Source organism: Legionella sp. PATHC039, from assembly GCF_026191275.1.
GTDB classification, from domain to species: domain Bacteria; phylum Pseudomonadota; class Gammaproteobacteria; order Legionellales; family Legionellaceae; genus Legionella; species Legionella pneumophila.
On sequence record NZ_JAPHOP010000001.1, the window covers coordinates 1,997,716 to 2,012,500 of the forward strand.

Consider the following 14,785-nt stretch of genomic DNA (forward strand, 5'->3'; position numbering starts at 1 on the left):
ATTATATTACTCGCGAAATACACATATTCGAATTTATCAAATTAAAAGAGAAAAAGTTAAATAAAAATTTAAAAAGTTATTATCCAACACCTCCAAAACAATTCTATAATTAACCATATAAATTAAATAAAATACAGTATATGCAAATATCAAGACTATTCTATTTACTGTTTTTAGTATTTTATCCATGGCAAGTTACTATGGCAGATCAATATACAGACACTGCCTTATCGCTATTATCACAATGCTATGATGCGTCAGATGAAATTAATTCAAATATTACTCATTGCTTTAATGAAAAACTAAAAAAAATCCCTAATCCTTTAAATTATAAAATTAGCGTACATGCTACGAAAACAAAAAAATCTGACCATGGGAAAATAACAGTATTTATGATAAATAATAAGGGAATTATGCTTTATTGCATCGGCACTGCAGGGGAAAAACTAAAAATAAATGCCTGTGCTTCTGATGTAGGCAAGCCACTTACTCCCGAACAAGAATTGTCAATTGAGGGTTTCTTTTAACTAGCCACTAATCGGCAAGAAACGAAAGAAAAATCATGACCGGATATAAAGAAATTCAACTTCCTATCAGCGATTCAAGGATAGCCATTCTTGCATAAACACCGTTAGTAACCTGTTGTAAAATAAAAGATTGGTTGCCATCAGCCACTTCACTATCAATTTCAACCCCGCGATTCATAGGCCCAGGGTGCATAACCATAGCGTCAGGTTTTGCATAAGACAGACTTTTTTGAGTAAGTGCAAAATTGTTTCTATAAAAATCCAAATCCAAATGATCATCTTCCAGCAAACGTTCCCTTTGAACTCGCAGGCAAATTACCACATCCGCACCATCCAGACCTTCATTGAGATTATCAGTAACCCGTCCAAAGTGCACTTGTGATGGTTGCCAAATCTCTGGAGAAATCAAAACCAACTCACCAACCCCTAATTTACTGCAAATGCATTGGAAAGAATTAGCAACACGTGAATGTTTAATATTTCCCAAAATAGCAATTTTTAATTTATCTAATCGCTTTTTTTGTTCAATAATTGTCACCATATCCAGTATCGCTTGGCTTGGATGAGCATGAGTTCCATCACCTGCATTTATTATATGAACTCTATCACTTAACTTATTAGCTAAATCTTGCTGCAGCCCATCTTGCTTATGGCGAATTACCAAATACTGGATACCCATAGCAGCTAGCGTTCTGATGGTATCTTCAATGGCTTCGCCTTTAGTTTCTGATGAGGTCTGAAGATCCAGATTCACTACAGACATTCCAAGATGGCGCTCTGCTAACTCAAAGCTTATGCGGGTTCGGGTACTGTTTTCATAAAATAAATTAGCAATAATACTTTGGGAATAAGAAGGGTATCGCTTTGTATGTTTAAAATATAAAGCTCGTTGCAATAAGGATTCAATTTGTTCAGATGACAATTGACTAATTTCAAGAAAATGTTTCATGTTCCCCCGCCAAATTTCATTTTACGTCAAAAGAAAAATACTCTTTGAGTTATTCCGATTGTTGCAACCACTGCTCCAGTATAACACAAGCTGCTATACTATCTACCTCGGCTTTTTTAATCTGGCGATATCCCCCCTGCTCAAACAAATACCCTCTTGCCTCTACAGTTGAAAGTCGTTCATCGACTAAATGCACAGGTAAAGAAAACCGCTTGTGCAATTGCTTTGCAAAACGACGAGCAGCTGATGTTGTATACAATTCACGGTCATCAATACAGGTAGGAAGACCTATAATTAAAGCTTGTGGATTCCATTGGGTTATCACTTTTTGAATGGTATTCCAATCAGGGATTCCGGCTTTAGCTTCTATAGTAGATAAGGGAGAGGCACTACAAGTTAGCCGCTGTCCTACAGCGACTCCTATGCGTTTATACCCGAAATCAAAACCTAAATACACACCCCTAGGCATGGCCAGCATCAGAAGAGAGTTGATTCATTTTGATGCCCAGCGTTAATCCCGCGTATTCCCAACGCTCTTCAAAGGGCACTTCATAAAGAATTTCAGATTTATAGGGACAAACTAACCACGTGTTACTCATAATTTCTCTTTCCAATTGCTGCTCTGTCCAAGCAGCATAACCTAAAGTGATTAATACATCTTTAGGTCCTTCGTCGTAAGCTATGGCACGAATGATATCATTTGAGGTAGTAACCGTCACTTCATCTTGCAAAAACAAACTGGAGCGCCACCCGCCTATTTGTTTATGAATAACAAATCCTCTTTCTGGTTGTACTGGTCCGCCAAACAATAAAGGCAACCCATTTTTTTCTACTCGAATAGGTTCAATTTCCAATTGCTCAAAAACAATAGATAGTGGAAACTGTAAAGGTCTGTTAATAATTAAACCAACTGACCCTTGCTCATTATGCTCGCACAAATAGACCACTGACCTTTCAAAGTTTGGATCTTTTAAGGAAGGCATGGCAATCAATAGGTGATTGGCCAGTGAACTGATAATTGCCATAAGAAATCCCCCCCAAAATTCTCTCCGCTCACTTTAATTATACACCATTAATGATTTTAATTTTATCATTTTGCTTTTAATTTAATCTATTTGTGGTGGCATGAGCCCACAATACCGAATTATTATGATTTTCATGGCTTAAAGATGCTTACGAGAAGCTCCAGGATCAAGGCAAAATATTTTTAATTAAGGGATTAGGAGTTAGTTAATCAGTAAATCTTGGCTTATTCTCCAGTTCAGGGAAGAAAAGCCCATTGAGAGAAGATCCAAGTAAAAGGATTATGAAACGCGTTTCCATCATTTTATTTGGTGGTCCCAGAAGGGGTGGATTTTACAACTGATACCTTAATGTACAAAGTTGAATTTTGAGAAAAAGGCCTTCCAGCTGTATAAGAAGTTGAAGAAGAATCGGTATTTTGAACCCCCTCTGCTGTACCTAATGGAACCCATTTATTCAATGGCGCCATGATCGTAGTATCTATTTGTTGATTATCAAATTGTTGATCACTCTCTACATTTTCCTGCTCTCGCACTCTTCTCACTGTCAATTTGACCTGTGATCCTTGCAAAACAGGATGTACTAGCAAACCGTTTTGGATATTATGCTGCTCATAAGATACTCCTGTGGCTAAAAGACCAACACCAACTGAAGTAACTACTGGTACTTGTTCACCGGTCGCAACAAAAGCAGATTCCCCACTCATGACTTTAACGGATTGACTGCGCTGCACTTCATATTGTGGTTGTGTGCTGTAAACGACATCATTCCCATCCTGTGAGCTTAACCATTCAGGATCCCCTTGATAAACAGTAATATTAAAAACAACAGGCGGAACATCTATTTTATGTAATACGTTTCTGATTTGCGTTAAAGTTTGGGGACTCACATTAACAATTAGTGTTTGCCCTGAACCACTTACTTTCTCATCAGTCTGCAATAATGGTTGGATTAACTGAATGACCTTATCTGCCTGCAAATAATTCAATTCGATAACCTTGGTTATCATCTGTTGGGAAAAAGCGTTGCCAGAAATTAATAATATCACTAATAGCCATCGCTTAATCATAGAAACACTCCTGTTATTTCAATTTAATTATAAAATCTTTTATTGAATTGTAGCACTAATAGTTGGACTCACAAGGTTACAAATAGCCCCCTTTAATCTCTAATCTGTATTCACTGTAGATAAGTAGTAGTTTTGTTCCTCAAAAAGTTTAGGTATAATCCTTAAAATCTGTTATCCGAGATCAAAAATTATGGGTAGTATATTCAATATGTTCGGGCCATCACCAATAAAGCCCATTGAACAACACATACGTAAAGCACATCAGTGTGCCAAGCAATTGTACCCTTTTTTTGAAGCGGTGCTCAAAAATGATTGGGATACTGCAAACAAGATCAAGGATAAAATCATCGCTATTGAAAAAGAAGCGGATCTAATTAAACGTGATTTGCGCCTTCATCTACCTACTGGCTTATTTTTACCAGTCGCCCGCACAGACATATTAGAACTGCTCAGTGCTCAAGATAGAATTGCCAATAAAGCAGAAGATATAGCTGCTTTAATTATAAGCAGACAAATGAGGATACCTAAAAAATTAATTCCGTCTTTTATGCCTTTTTTAAGCCGATGTCTTGATGCCTCTAAACAAGCTTGCACAGCGATTAATGAATTAGATGAATTGCTTGAAACCGGATTCAGAGGCAGTGAAGTCAAAATCGTTGAAGAAATGATAGTTAAATTAGACGAAATTGAACATGACTGTGATGAAAGACTGGCAGACATTAGGCACAAAATCTTCGAATTAGAAAAGGAACTCCCAGCTATAGATGTAATTTTTCTATACAAACTGGTCCAATGGATTGGCGAATTGGCTGACCATGCCCAGACAGTTGGTGGTCGACTTCAAATTCTAATTGCCCGGTAGTTATCACTCATGGATTATTCAATTTACCTACTTTTTGCTGCTCTTATTCTTTGTTTTCTTATGACCTGGGGGGTCGGCGCCAATGATTTGGCTAATGTCATGAGTACCACTATGGGCTCAAAGGCAGTTACCGTCCGTCAAGCCATGCTTATCGCCATCATTTTCGAGTTTGCAGGCGCTTTTTTAGGGGGTGAAGGTGTCACTGAAACCATGCGTGATGGGATTATCAATACCAGTCAACTTTCTAATGAACCTTTAATCCTCATCGAAGGCATGCTGTGCGTTTTGTTTGCCTGCACAATATGGATGAATCTTGCGAGTTATCTGGGGGTCCCTGTTTCGATAACCAACGCATTAGTAGGCTCCATGGTTGGTTTTGGCACTATAGTCTTGGGCCCTGACGCAATACATTGGAATCAGGTAGCGCGAATCGCTATTGGATGGGTTTCATCTCCGTTGATTTCAGGGATTACGGCCTACGCTTTGTTCATTAGTATACAGCAAACCATATTTGTAAAAAGTAACCCGTTGACTAAAGCCAAGCTATATATTCCTATTTATCTTTTTTTGATTGGTTTTATATTATCTTTTATCACTGTATTTAAAGGACTTAACCATTTTGATATTCACTTGAATTTAAAGCAAGATTTGGCGGTGACTCTGGCCACCAGTATAATAATTACTATTCTGGGTATGATCTTTATTAAGCGTATTCCTGAATACCATAAAATAAGACGCAGGGAACGATTTATTCAGGTAGAGAAATATTTTGCTGTGCTCATGGCAATGACGGCATGCGCTATGGCTTTCGCCCATGGCTCCAACGATGTTGCCCTGGCAGTTGGACCATTAAGTATTGTGCACAGCCTGGTCATGCATTCCAATCAAATATTTGACGCAGATAATTACCCTTCCTGGATTATTTTATTAGGCTGCGTCGGAGTAGTAACTGGTTTCCTTATGTATGGAAGAAAAGTCATTGAAACCGTAGGAAGTTCTATCACTGCTTTAACTCCCAGCCGTGCATTTGCTGCAACACTTTCTGCAGCAACTACCGTAGTTGTTGCAACCAGCACCGGAATCCCTGTTTCGGCGACTCAAACTCTGGTTGGTGCCGTTTTAGGTGTAGGTTTGGCAAGAGGTATCGGCGCTTTGAATCTCATTGTAATCCGTAATATCTTTATGTCATGGGTACTGACATTACCTGCAGCCTCCATGCTAACGATCTTATCCTATAAACTTTTACATGCTTTGTTGGGATAATCCTCATCGCCTATCAGGCTCACCTTAAGCAATGGATTGCCTAAAACTCAACGCCTACTGTAATATATGAAAATGAATTGAATATCCTCTAAAATATAAGTTTTCAGGCAAACCATATGCTTTTCTCAATCTTACCAAAGAAGATGCCTCCACTATAATGGCATAATATTTTTTTAATTCTAAATTTGCCTTAATAATAGTCTTAATTTTAAAGCGATGCTCTTGATCTAACTCTTTTGGATTAATTGTTGTATTTTCTTCCGGATAGATAATACTAATATGAGCACCGATGGATTCATTACCAAAATAATCAGGTTTACGGATCTGCTCATTTTGTAAGAGCGGAAATAGTTCGTGGATCCATTGATCATGAATCTTAAGATAAGTTAATTGATTTTGAGAAATGGCTACTTTCCCAGTTGATTTAAGCTGCATAGCCTTATTTAATAAAGCAGGATTATTTAGTTGCAGAATGGTTGGATTTTTCATCTTTATCTTTACTAATATAATAAAGACCTGTCATTTCTGCTACTAGGTCTTGATTAACATGCTAGCAGCTTACCAAAATAGCTATAGAGTAAAAACTCTTAAAACCCTTCCCAAATTTCACTTTGATCGATCTTGTAGTCTTTATCGTCTCTCATTTTGGAGATGCGCTCATGTTTTTTAATTTCTTGTAACTGCGACGCTGACTTTTTATGTGTCGCATCAAATTCATATAAAAACTTATCGTAAGGACTGACATAAGCTTTATTTATATCATCTGTGTTCATACTCAATCCAAAATAACTTTATTTAAAAAATATATTTTATCGTTTTTTTATCTAAGTTACCATTAATCTTCTTTCAAGTAAGATAATAGGCTATATCATGAATTTAAAAAAAGCAGAATTACACGTACATCTAGAAGGAACTATTTCCCCAGACCTGGCCAAAAAACTAGCAAAAAGAAACCATTTAACTCTCCCTGATGGTCTTATTGCTCTCGATGAGAAAAGTTACTTATCAAAAGACTTTCTCGATTTTCTTAAGGTTTATGATACGCTGGCATCCGTAATTAAAAATCCACAAGATTATTATGATATTACCTTTGATTATCTTAAATCAAACGCTCAAGAACATGCTATCTATATTGAAATGATGTACTCTCCGGACCATGCCGAGCAATCCAGTGGAATTCCTTCAAAAGAGCATTTAACAGCAATTCAACAGGCTATTGATGATGCTAAAAGTCAATTTGATATTGTTGGACGTATTATTATCACTGCAGTACGCCATTTTGGTGTAGAAGCATGCGAACGCGTCGCAAAACAAGCTTCTATAGATAAATTTCCTTGTGTAACAGGATTTGGATTAGGAGGAGATGAAGCAAAATTTCCTCCTCAATTGTTTGCCAAAGCTTATCAGATAGCAGCAGACTCCGGATTGGAATGCACCGTTCATGCCGGCGAATTTGATTCAGCCAAAGGAATGGAAGAAGCAATGAAAACTCTGCCAATTAAAAGAATTGGACATGGGGTTCGAGTGATTGACTCACCTGACATCATGGCCATGGTTAAAGATCATGGTATTGCATTGGAAGTGTGCCCAACCAGTAACATATTTTTGGGATTATTCAAAAACATGAATAGCCACCCTTTTCCAAAGCTTTATGAAGCAGGGATTAAAGTCAGTATTAATTCCGATGATCCTCCTTTTATGAGCACAACACTTGCTCAAGAGTACAAAAGAGTTCAAAAAGCTTATGGCTATAGCGATAACACAATGAATAATATTACGCGTATGGCTATAGAAGCTGCTTTTGTTGATAAAAAAACCCGGAAGGAACTTTTAACAAAATTGGAACAATAATCTCAGTCCTATATTACTGTTGCCAGTACTAATTCCGTGCTAGTTTGAAGCTAAAACGATACTGTTATATTTTTACAGGTTGGTGTTGATATATGGCTTAAACACCAACCATAACTAAAACTATCTGGTTGAAATTAAAAAAATATTTAAGTTTTTTATAAAATTCAGTTTAATTCCTTGGTAGACCAAGTGCGACCTGCTACTATTATTTTATTTTCCTATTAATTGACTATGAAAACAAAGCATTTTGACCTTATAGTTCTTGGAGGAGGAAGTGGCGGAATAGCCAGTGCTGTTCGTGCTGCTCAGTATGGAGCCAAAGTGGCGGTTATTGAGCAAAACCACTTGGGAGGGACCTGTGTGAATTTAGGATGTGTACCCAAAAAAATTATGTACAATGCTTCATCAATTGCAGAAACACTCCATAAATCTCCTGATTACGGTTTTTTCCTGGAAAACAATGCCAAGTTAGATTGGAAGCGACTAGTGAATAAACGCAATGCGTATATTGAACGCTTAAGAGAAAATTATGCAAAACGATTTTTACAGTACAAAATTACTCTGATTCAAGGCAAAGGCATTTTCCACGATCAAAGTTCTATCACGATAGATCATACTATTTATCAAGCAGAACATATTATTATTGCAACTGGCGGTGAGCCAGCTCTACCAGCAATTAATGGCATTAAGCATGCTATTGATTCTGATGGTTTTTTTTCATTAACAAAATTACCAGCTAAGGTAGCTGTTATTGGTAGCGGTTACATAGGTGTCGAATTAGCAGGAATCCTTAACTCTCTTGGCAGTGAAACTCACTTGTTAATGAGAGGTACACGACCACTGAGTCGCTTTGATCATATGATTGGCGATACTTTAATGGAAATTATGCAAAAGCAAGGAATCTGTATTCATCAAAACCATAAAGCCCAAGCTATTCATCTCCATAGCGACGGCAGAAAAAGTATTTTCTGTCAAAGTGGCTCTATTATTGAGAATATTGATGTCATTATATCTGCTGTAGGTCGAAAACCGCGGACTGGCAATTTAAATCTTGATAAAATAAACGTTAACATGGATGACAAAGGATTAATCCTGGTTGATGCATTCCAAAACACATCGGTTAAAGGTATTTATGCTATTGGCGATGTCACTAATGCTCCCGCATTAACTCCTGTAGCAATAGCAGCAGGGAGGCATTTGGCAGACCGAATTTTTGGGAATCAACCTGATGCCTGCTTAAATTATGATAATATTTGTTCAGTAGTATTCTCTCATCCTCCATCTGGTTCTGTCGGTTTAACCGAGCATGAAGCCATTGAAAAATATGGTAAGAATAAAATTAAAATATATCAAACCCGTTTTATCCCTATGTATGATGCCTTGAGCATTGATAAAACCCCTACTGCGATGAAATTGGTTACCTTGGGTAAAAAGGAAAAGATTATTGGTTTACATGTCGTCGGATACAGCGCCGATGAAATGCTACAAGGCTTTGGGGTTGCCATAAAAATGGGCGCATGCAAAAAGGACTTCGATAATACAATTGCAATTCATCCAACCAGTGCTGAAGAATTTGTAACTATGGTGTAAATATACATGAACTATTCCATTCGTAAATTTGACGACAAGTATCCTGAATTAGGTGAACGAGTTTATATTGATCCGCAATCCACTGTCATTGGTAACGTAACCTTGGGAGATGACGTATCCGTATGGCCTATGGCTGTTATCCGTGGTGATGTTAATTACATTCAAATAGGCCATTCCTGCAGTATTCAAGACGGTGCTGTTCTGCATGTTACTCATGATGGTCCTTATACTCCAGGCGGTAGGTCATTAATTTTAGGGCAAGGAATCACGGTAGGGCACAAAGCTCTATTACACGCCTGCACTATCGATGATTACTGTTTAATTGGCATGGGATCTATAATTTTAGACTCAGCGCACATACAGAAACATGTTATGATTGCTGCAGGAAGCATCGTACCTCCGGGAAAAATACTCAAAAGTGGGCATTTGTATTTGGGAAGCCCTGCTCAAGCCATCAGAAAATTAACCATAAAAGAGATAGAGCAAATTGAGTATTCTGCCGGGCACTATATAAGATTAAAGGATAGATACCTTACATAGTGTGATGCAGATAAGGTGCCTGCTGTTTTTCCAATTCCGTCACTTCTCCTGTAGGTACTCTTTTAAACTGACCAAATGTTGTTATACATGGTGCTACTACGGTTTCAATCAACGATGCTCGTTGTATTCGAGTTTCACTACTAGTCGCCTCTTTGAAATGACTGTCAGATAATTGTGTGCTTGTTACATGGTCATTCTCAATTAATTTAATATTGGCGCCAAGTGCTTTTAATTTTAATATTAAATCTTCATAACCACGCTCTATATGCTCTATGGCAAAAATCTGCGTGATACCCTCCGCTGCCAAACTGGCACATACTAAAGCAGCACCTGAGCGTAAATCAGTAGCCTTGACTTGAGAGCCCCTTAATCTTGAAACACCCTTTATGTATGCAATGTTATCCTTTAAAGAAATATTGGCTCCCATTTTTTTAAGCTCTTGGACTATTTGAAAACGATCTTCAAATAGAGTCTCACACAAATAAGAGTTACCCCTTAAAACACAAGTCAGACTTAAAAAGAGAGATTGTAGATCCGTTGGAAAGCCTGGATAGGGTTTTGTGGTTATATTTAACGATTCACCATACTCTTCTCTCATATCAAGCTGGATTGAGTCAGAATCACAAGTAATTTTTGCACCTGCACATTTTAATTCGCTCAAAACTGCAACTAGATAATCCGGATTGACTCCTTTAACGGAAATAGAACCACGAGTCATCGCTGCTGCTACTAAATAGGTACCAGCCTCGATTCTATCTGCCATGATGGAATAACTTCCACAAGAATTTAATTTATCTACACCGGAAATTGTGATTCTGTCGCTACCCGCCCCATCAATTTTTGCTCCAAGCCTATTTAAAAAATTAGCCAAATCAACTATTTCGGGTTCCATTGCAGCATTATTTATAATGGTTGTTCCTTCTGCCAATACAGCCGCCATCATCGCATTTTCTGTTCCAGTCACAGTTTTGCTGGAAAAGTTAATAGTATTTCCTTGAAGCCGAGCATAACGGCGAGAACATACTAAACAATCTGGTAGCTCAACAATATCTACACCCAAAGCATTAAGCGCACTGATGTGCAAATCAATAGGACGTTTCCCAATAGAGCATCCACCTGGTAATGGCAATATCACCTTTGGATACTGCGCAACCAAAGGGCCTAATAAAATAATTGAAGCACGAATTTGTCTGGCTGCCTCCTTTGGAATAGTCAGTGCATTTATTTCTCTATTGCCAATTTTAATCGTATTAGTATTGATGAATTCAAATGTTTTACCTAATGCTTCTATGCATTGAATCATATTGGTAACATCTGATATTTTCGGTAAATTGGTTAACTGCAGCGGCTCTTTGCATAATAAACTCGCTGCCAGTACAGGCAGAGCAGCATTTTTAGACCCGCTTACTTTGACTTGCCCTCTAAGCGGCTTGCCACCAACTATTTCATACATTTTTGTGATATTGCCGTAACTGGATCCTATGTCAGGTTTAATTAGCTCATATTTGCTTAACATAAACCACCAATGATCTGCACTGGATAAAAAGAAATTCTATCGGTTAATTTTAACACAAATGTAGTAAATTAACATCTGTTTGTGCGGTATCGATCATAAGGCTTTTCATTTGATACAGATGATACAGATAAAAGAAAAATTCCCTACCCGAATGCATGAAACGATACAAGCTAAAGAAAATTAAGCTTAAGGGTGGTATATAAATTTGTTTAGATAAAAGAAGCGGCTTGTAAGCCGCTATAAGGAATAAAACCCTGGCGATGACCTACTTTCGCATGAGGAGACCTCACACTATCATTGGCGCGGAAATGTTTCACTTCTGAGTTCGAGATGGTATCAGGTGGTTCCAAATCGCTATAGTCGCCAGGAAAACTGGTTTACCTGAGGCTTTGATTGCTTTATTAAGCCACAGGTTTGGTAAAGAGTCAGAGTTTACACGATACGTTGCACGTATACAAATCAATATCACATTCTGAAGTCACTCAGATTATATGGTCAAGACAATCAGCCAATTAGTACAAGTTAGCTTCACGCATTACTGCGCTTCCACACCTTGCCTATCAACGTCGTAGTCTTCAACGGGCTTCATGGGAAAACTCATCTTGAGGGAGGCTTCCCGCTTAGATGCTTTCAGCGGTTATCCCGTCCGAACTTAGCTACCCGGCCATGCCACTGGCGTGACAACCGGTGCACCAGAGGTTCGTCCACTCCGGTCCTCTCGTACTAGGAGCAGCTCCTCTCAATTTTCCTACGCCCACGGCAGATAGGGACCGAACTGTCTCACGACGTTCTAAACCCAGCTCGCGTACCACTTTAAATGGCGAACAGCCATACCCTTGGGACCTGCTTCAGCCCCAGGATGTGATGAGCCGACATCGAGGTGCCAAACACCGCCGTCGATATGAACTCTTGGGCGGTATCAGCCTGTTATCCCCGGAGTACCTTTTATCCGTTGAGCGATGGCCCTTCCATTCAGAACCACCGGATCACTAAGACCAACTTTCGTTCCTGCTCGAGCCGTCACTCTCGCAGTCAAGCACCCTTTTGCCTTTACACTCTTGGTACGATGTCCGACCGTACCGAGGGTACCTTTGTGCTCCTCCGTTACTCTTTGGGAGGAGACCGCCCCAGTCAAACTACCCATCATACACTGTCCTCATCCAGGATTACTGGACCAAGTTAGAACCTCAATAACAACAGGGTGGTATTTCAAGGGCGGCTCCATGAGAACTAGCGTCCTCACTTCACAGCCTCCCACCTATCCTACACAGTCATCATCAAAGTCCAGTGCAAAACTATAGTAAAGGTTCACGGGGTCTTTCCGTCTAGCCGCGGGTACACTGCATCTTCACAGCGATTTCAATTTCACTGAGTCTCGGGTGGAGACAGTGTGGCCATCGTTACGCCATTCGTGCAGGTCGGAACTTACCCGACAAGGAATTTCGCTACCTTAGGACCGTTATAGTTACGGCCGCCGTTTACCGGGGCTTCGATCAAGAGCTTCTCCGAAGATAACCCCATCAATTAACCTTCCGGCACCGGGCAGGCGTCACACCCTATACGTCTTCTTACGAATTTGCAGAGTGCTGTGTTTTTAATAAACAGTCGCAGCCACCTGGTCTCTGCGGCCCTCTCCAGCTCTGAAAGTAAATCCCATCACCAGAAAGGGCGTACCTTCTCCCGAAGTTACGGTACCATTTTGCCTAGTTCCTTCACCCGAGTTCTCTCAAGCGCCTTAGTATTCTCTACCTGTCCACCTGTGTCGGTTTGCGGTACGGTTCTCTATAAGTTATGGCTAGCAGCTTTTCCTGGAAGCCGGGCATCAATGACTTCTCTGTACCAAAAGGTCAGAACCACTTCGCACCTCAGAGTATCGGAAAACCGGATTTGCCAAGTCTTCCCCCCTACATGCAAGTACCAGGACAACCAACGCCTGGCTCACCTAGCCTTCTTCGTCCCCACTTCACCACTTATAAAAAGTCCAGGAATATTAACCTGGTTCCCATCGACTACGCTCTTCAGCCTCGCCTTAGGGGCCGACTCACCCTGCTCCGATTAACGTCGTGCAGGAAACCTGGGACTTCCGGCGTGTGGGCTTTTCACCCACATTATCGTTACTCATGTCAGCATTCGCACTTCTGATACCTCCAGCACACTTCTCAATGCACCTTCATCAGCCTACAGAACGCTCCCCTACCACGTGCGCCTTCGCGCACATCCGCAGCTTCGGTGACTAGTTTTAGCCCCGTTACATCTTCCGCGCAGGCCGACTCGACCAGTGAGCTATTACGCTTTCTTTAAAGGGTGGCTGCTTCTAAGCCAACCTCCTGGCTGTCTATGCCTTCCCACATCGTTTCCCACTTAACTAGTACTTGGGGACCTTAGCTGGCGGTCTGGGTTGTTTCCCTCTCCACGACGGACGTTAGCACCCGCCGTGTGTCTCCCGTGATCCAATTAGCCGGTATTCGGAGTTTGCATCGGTTTGGTAAGCCATGACAGCCCCCTAGCCGAAACAGTGCTCTACCCCCAGTAATCATTCACGAGGCGCTACCTAAATAGCTTTCGGGGAGAACCAGCTATCTCCGGGCTTGATTAGCCTTTCACTCCTAGCCACACGTCATCCGATAATTTTTCAACATTACCCGGTTCGGACCTCCAGTTGGTGTTACCCAACCTTCATCCTGCACATGGCTAGATCGCCCGGTTTCGGGTCTACTCCCAGCGACTATCGCCCTATTCAGACTCGATTTCTCTACGGCTCCCTTATTCAGTTAACCTCGCCACTGAAAGTAACTCGCTGACCCATTATACAAAAGGTACGCAGTCACACAGCCTAAACCATGCTCCCACTGCTTGTACGCAAACGGTTTCAGATTCTATTTCACTCCCCTCTCCGGGGTTCTTTTCACCTTTCCCTCACGGTACTGGTTCACTATCGGTCAGTAAGTAGTATTTAGCCTTGGATGATGGTCCACCCATCTTCAACCAGGATTTCACGTGTCCCGGCCTACTTGCTCGCGTGCCTAGTTCCTCATCAAACCTTCGTATACGGGGCTTTCACCCTCTACGGCCAACTTTCCCAAATTGTTCTACTCAGTTCAATAATAAATCACGCCAGGCTCCTCCCCGTTCGCTCGCCGCTACTTGGAGAATCTCTCTTGATTTCTTTTCCTTCGGGTACTTAGATGTTTCAGTTCCCCGAGTTCGCCTTTGCACCCTATGTATTCAAATGCAAATGACCGCATCGCTGCAGCCGGGTTCCCCCATTCGGACATCTATGGCTCAACGCTCGTTTCCAGCTCCCCATAGCTTTTCGCAGGATTCCACGTCCTTCTTCGCCTCTTACTGCCAAGGCATCCACCGTTTGCGCTTCTCTTCTTGACCATATAATCTCAATCACCTCAAAATCACATGATGCATATACCAATCGCTTGTGTTACCTCTTCTTCTTTACCATCTTGTTAATGAACTCCGGCTATACCAGAATAAAATGCTCTCCATAAAAAAAAACACTTTGTTCTGGTCAATCCCCTCAATCTATTGGTGGAGCCGAGGAGGATCGAACTCCTGACCCCCTGCGTGCAAGGCAGGTGCT

Annotated in this window: 13 protein-coding genes, 1 tRNA gene and 2 rRNA genes (1 of these 16 cut by a window edge); 6 read left to right on the forward strand and 10 right to left on the reverse strand. The window is 40.6% G+C overall.

Annotated features, from left to right (window positions below; translation table 11 throughout):
- Window positions 1-140 precede the first annotated feature (140 nt).
- On the forward strand, window positions 141-527 hold the full coding sequence (locus OQI99_RS08955; RefSeq protein ID WP_265731754.1) for a hypothetical protein: 387 nt from the start codon (window positions 141-143) through the stop codon (window positions 525-527).
- Between the two features lie 55 nt (window positions 528-582).
- Here the strand turns inward: OQI99_RS08955 and OQI99_RS08960 are convergent, their stop codons facing one another.
- The 4 genes from OQI99_RS08960 to OQI99_RS08975 all read right to left on the reverse strand — a co-directional run bounded on the left by OQI99_RS08960 (window position 583) and on the right by OQI99_RS08975 (window position 3,568).
- On the reverse strand, window positions 583-1,476 hold the full coding sequence (locus tag OQI99_RS08960; protein ID WP_265731755.1) for an aspartate carbamoyltransferase catalytic subunit: 894 nt from the start codon (window positions 1,474-1,476) through the stop codon (window positions 583-585).
- A 49-nt stretch (window positions 1,477-1,525) separates the two neighbouring features.
- Window positions 1,526-1,945, reverse strand: coding sequence for a Holliday junction resolvase RuvX (ruvX, locus tag OQI99_RS08965; protein ID WP_061514197.1), 420 nt, complete (start codon window positions 1,943-1,945; stop codon window positions 1,526-1,528).
- Entirely contained in the window at window positions 1,938-2,501 is a 564-nt protein-coding gene (locus OQI99_RS08970; protein WP_061514187.1) for a YqgE/AlgH family protein, read from the reverse strand. The genes ruvX and OQI99_RS08970 overlap by 8 nt, the downstream gene beginning before the upstream one ends.
- A gap of 302 nt (window positions 2,502-2,803) precedes the next feature.
- Entirely contained in the window at window positions 2,804-3,568 is a 765-nt protein-coding gene (locus tag OQI99_RS08975) for a hypothetical protein (protein WP_010946322.1), read from the reverse strand.
- A 190-nt stretch (window positions 3,569-3,758) separates the two neighbouring features.
- On the opposite strand from OQI99_RS08975, the gene OQI99_RS08980 reads away from it, so the two are divergent.
- Both OQI99_RS08980 and OQI99_RS08985 read left to right on the forward strand, forming a co-directional pair.
- Window positions 3,759-4,430, forward strand: a complete 672-nt coding sequence (locus tag OQI99_RS08980) for a TIGR00153 family protein (RefSeq protein ID WP_061514188.1) — start codon at window positions 3,759-3,761, stop codon at window positions 4,428-4,430.
- A gap of 9 nt (window positions 4,431-4,439) precedes the next feature.
- Window positions 4,440-5,693: an inorganic phosphate transporter gene (locus OQI99_RS08985; RefSeq protein ID WP_011213192.1), complete on the forward strand. Its 1,254-nt coding sequence runs from the start codon at window positions 4,440-4,442 to the stop codon at window positions 5,691-5,693.
- A gap of 54 nt (window positions 5,694-5,747) precedes the next feature.
- On the opposite strand, the gene OQI99_RS08990 is transcribed toward OQI99_RS08985, so the two are convergent.
- Entirely contained in the window at window positions 5,748-6,182 is a 435-nt protein-coding gene (locus OQI99_RS08990) for a hypothetical protein (protein ID WP_061514189.1), read from the reverse strand.
- A gap of 98 nt (window positions 6,183-6,280) precedes the next feature.
- Window positions 6,281-6,466, reverse strand: a complete 186-nt coding sequence (locus OQI99_RS08995) for a CBU_0585 family protein (RefSeq protein WP_061514190.1) — start codon at window positions 6,464-6,466, stop codon at window positions 6,281-6,283.
- A gap of 97 nt (window positions 6,467-6,563) precedes the next feature.
- Between OQI99_RS08995 and OQI99_RS09000 the strand changes: the two genes are divergently transcribed.
- The 3 genes from OQI99_RS09000 to OQI99_RS09010 all read left to right on the forward strand — a co-directional run bounded on the left by OQI99_RS09000 (window position 6,564) and on the right by OQI99_RS09010 (window position 9,674).
- Window positions 6,564-7,544, forward strand: a complete 981-nt coding sequence (locus OQI99_RS09000; RefSeq protein WP_061514191.1) for an adenosine deaminase — start codon at window positions 6,564-6,566, stop codon at window positions 7,542-7,544.
- 231 nt (window positions 7,545-7,775) lie between these two features.
- The gene (gene gorA / locus OQI99_RS09005) at window positions 7,776-9,134 is read left to right on the forward strand and encodes a glutathione-disulfide reductase (RefSeq protein ID WP_061514192.1); all 1,359 of its coding nucleotides are present in this window, start codon (window positions 7,776-7,778) and stop codon (window positions 9,132-9,134) included.
- Between the two features lie 6 nt (window positions 9,135-9,140).
- Window positions 9,141-9,674 carry a gamma carbonic anhydrase family protein gene (locus tag OQI99_RS09010; RefSeq protein WP_061514193.1) on the forward strand — a complete coding sequence of 178 codons (534 nt, stop codon included), beginning with the start codon at window positions 9,141-9,143 and terminating at the stop codon, window positions 9,672-9,674.
- Here the strand turns inward: OQI99_RS09010 and murA are convergent.
- The 4 genes from murA to OQI99_RS09030 form a co-directional block, all read right to left on the reverse strand.
- On the reverse strand, window positions 9,667-11,190 hold the full coding sequence (murA, locus tag OQI99_RS09015) for a UDP-N-acetylglucosamine 1-carboxyvinyltransferase (protein WP_265731756.1): 1,524 nt from the start codon (window positions 11,188-11,190) through the stop codon (window positions 9,667-9,669). The genes OQI99_RS09010 and murA overlap by 8 nt on opposite strands.
- 252 nt (window positions 11,191-11,442) lie before the next feature.
- Window positions 11,443-11,558, reverse strand: a 5S ribosomal RNA gene (gene rrf, locus OQI99_RS09020).
- A 123-nt stretch (window positions 11,559-11,681) separates the two neighbouring features.
- A 23S ribosomal RNA gene (locus tag OQI99_RS09025) occupies window positions 11,682-14,574 on the reverse strand.
- Between the two features lie 157 nt (window positions 14,575-14,731).
- Window positions 14,732-14,785, reverse strand: a tRNA-Ala gene (locus OQI99_RS09030); it runs 22 nt beyond the window's last position.

Coding starts and splice junctions, on each gene's coding strand:
- OQI99_RS08955 (WP_265731754.1), top strand. CDS start 141: ATGCAAATATCAAGACTATTCTATTTACTGTTTTTAGTATTTTATCCA.
- OQI99_RS08960 (WP_265731755.1), bottom strand. CDS start 1,476: ATGAAACATTTTCTTGAAATTAGTCAATTGTCATCTGAACAAATTGAA.
- ruvX (WP_061514197.1), bottom strand. CDS start 1,945: ATGCCTAGGGGTGTGTATTTAGGTTTTGATTTCGGGTATAAACGCATA.
- OQI99_RS08970 (WP_061514187.1), bottom strand. CDS start 2,501: ATGGCAATTATCAGTTCACTGGCCAATCACCTATTGATTGCCATGCCT.
- OQI99_RS08975 (WP_010946322.1), bottom strand. CDS start 3,568: ATGATTAAGCGATGGCTATTAGTGATATTATTAATTTCTGGCAACGCT.
- OQI99_RS08980 (WP_061514188.1), top strand. CDS start 3,759: ATGGGTAGTATATTCAATATGTTCGGGCCATCACCAATAAAGCCCATT.
- OQI99_RS08985 (WP_011213192.1), top strand. CDS start 4,440: ATGGATTATTCAATTTACCTACTTTTTGCTGCTCTTATTCTTTGTTTT.
- OQI99_RS08990 (WP_061514189.1), bottom strand. CDS start 6,182: ATGAAAAATCCAACCATTCTGCAACTAAATAATCCTGCTTTATTAAAT.
- OQI99_RS08995 (WP_061514190.1), bottom strand. CDS start 6,466: ATGAACACAGATGATATAAATAAAGCTTATGTCAGTCCTTACGATAAG.
- OQI99_RS09000 (WP_061514191.1), top strand. CDS start 6,564: ATGAATTTAAAAAAAGCAGAATTACACGTACATCTAGAAGGAACTATT.
- gorA (WP_061514192.1), top strand. CDS start 7,776: ATGAAAACAAAGCATTTTGACCTTATAGTTCTTGGAGGAGGAAGTGGC.
- OQI99_RS09010 (WP_061514193.1), top strand. CDS start 9,141: ATGAACTATTCCATTCGTAAATTTGACGACAAGTATCCTGAATTAGGT.
- murA (WP_265731756.1), bottom strand. CDS start 11,190: ATGTTAAGCAAATATGAGCTAATTAAACCTGACATAGGATCCAGTTAC.